Below are 1,613 nucleotides of genomic sequence, written 5' to 3'. Positions count from 1 at the left end.
GAAGAGCGGTATAGTTAGGTTTGTTTTTGGTCCAGATTTTTGCGAGTCGACCGTAGGGAGACTCGGAAAAAGGTGGGCGTAACTCGTGGAACGAAGAGCGGTACAGTTGGGTTTGTTTTTGGTCCAGATTTTTGCGAGTCGACCATCGGGAGACTCGGAAAAAGGTGGGCGTAACCCGTGGAACGAAGAGCGGTACAGTTAGAGTACGCAGGAGTCCTCTGCATCCCCGTCCCAAGACGCCTAATCTGTTGATTCATTCACATATTTGTGCGTGCTATGGACAATATCACGACTCTCTCGCAGAACAGAAGGGAGAGTTTCAAGCGTCCCCGGTCCTGACCCTCGGTCGATGGAACCGTTGCGGACCGACGAGGTGACAACACATCTCGTCAGTAGGTCGGTTCGACTGTCTGCGCCCCCCGTCACGGCGTCTCTCGCGGCAGTACACCGCCCACGGACGGTGTGGACTGCCCCCGACGAGCCAGCCGTCGTCGGCGGCGGCGCGGCCGTGACTGTCGAGGCTGACGGCCCAGCGAGACTCACACAGGTTCGAGAGACAGCGGCTTCACTCTTCGACGGTGCCGATATCGACGGCCCGTCTGTCGCCCGACCTCGTTTCTTCGGTGGACTCGCGTTCCACGAAGGGGCTACGGGGCGCGACCCTTGGAGTGACTTCCCGGCGGCGCGCTTCGTCGTCCCCGAAGTACAACTCGTCTTCGACGGCGACGAGGCATGGCTTACTGTCACTGCCGCCGGCGACGACCCCGAAATGGTCGAACAACGACTCGTCGAGGTCCGCGAGACGCTTACCGACCTCCCCGACGCCCCGCCACAGGGACCGCCGGGTGTTTCGAAACGACACCGAATGACATCTGTGGATGCGTGGCGCGACAGTGTCGAGGTGACTATCTCACGTATCCTCGCCGGCGACCTTCGGAAGGTCGTCCTCGCGCAGGCCCTCGAAGTCGAACTCGACCGACCCGCGTCGGTCCCCGACCTGCTCGCCCGCCTCGGTGACACGTATCCCGAGTGCCACAGATTCCTCGTCGAACCCGGCGTTGGGGCGAGTTTCTTCGGCGCGACACCCGAGCGACTCGTCTCGCTTCGCGGCCGAGAGGTCGAAACCGGCGCACTCGCCGGGACGACCGGCCGCGGCGACACCGACGACGAAGACGAGTGGTTGGCGGACGAACTCCTATCGAGCGAAAAAGACAGCCACGAGCACGAACTCGTCGCGGAGACGATTCGCGAACAGCTCGACCCCCTCTCGGCCGAGATTCGCGTCGGCGACCGCGGCATCCGGAAACTCGCCACCGTCCAGCACCTCTGGACGCCAATCGACGCGACGCTCGAACGCGACGAACACGTCCTTTCGCTCGTGGACGCGCTTCACCCGACTCCGGCGGTCGGCGGGCTTCCGCCTGCTGCCGCACTCGACGTAATCCGTGAGACCGAACCGTTCGACCGCGGCTGGTATGCCGCCCCTGTCGGCTGGGTCGACGCCGACGGCGACGGTAGTTTCGCGGTCGCTATCCGCTCGGCTATCGTGGATGACACGCTGGCGACGCTCTTTGCGGGCGTCGGTCTCGTCGCCGACTCCGACCCCGACGCCG

Annotated in this window: 1 protein-coding gene; it reads left to right on the top strand. The window is 63.7% G+C overall.

Annotation, left to right across the window (positions count from 1 at the left end):
• Positions 1-349 precede the first annotated feature (349 nt).
• On the top strand, positions 350-1,613 hold a 1,264-nt coding region (locus QT222_RS01355), incomplete at its 3' end, for an isochorismate synthase (RefSeq protein ID WP_491476060.1).

The sequence above is a fragment of the Haloferax sp. s1 genome (genome assembly GCF_058382125.1).
Note: the sequence above shows the minus strand (reverse complement) of the source record. Positions and strands in the feature narration are given on the sequence as shown.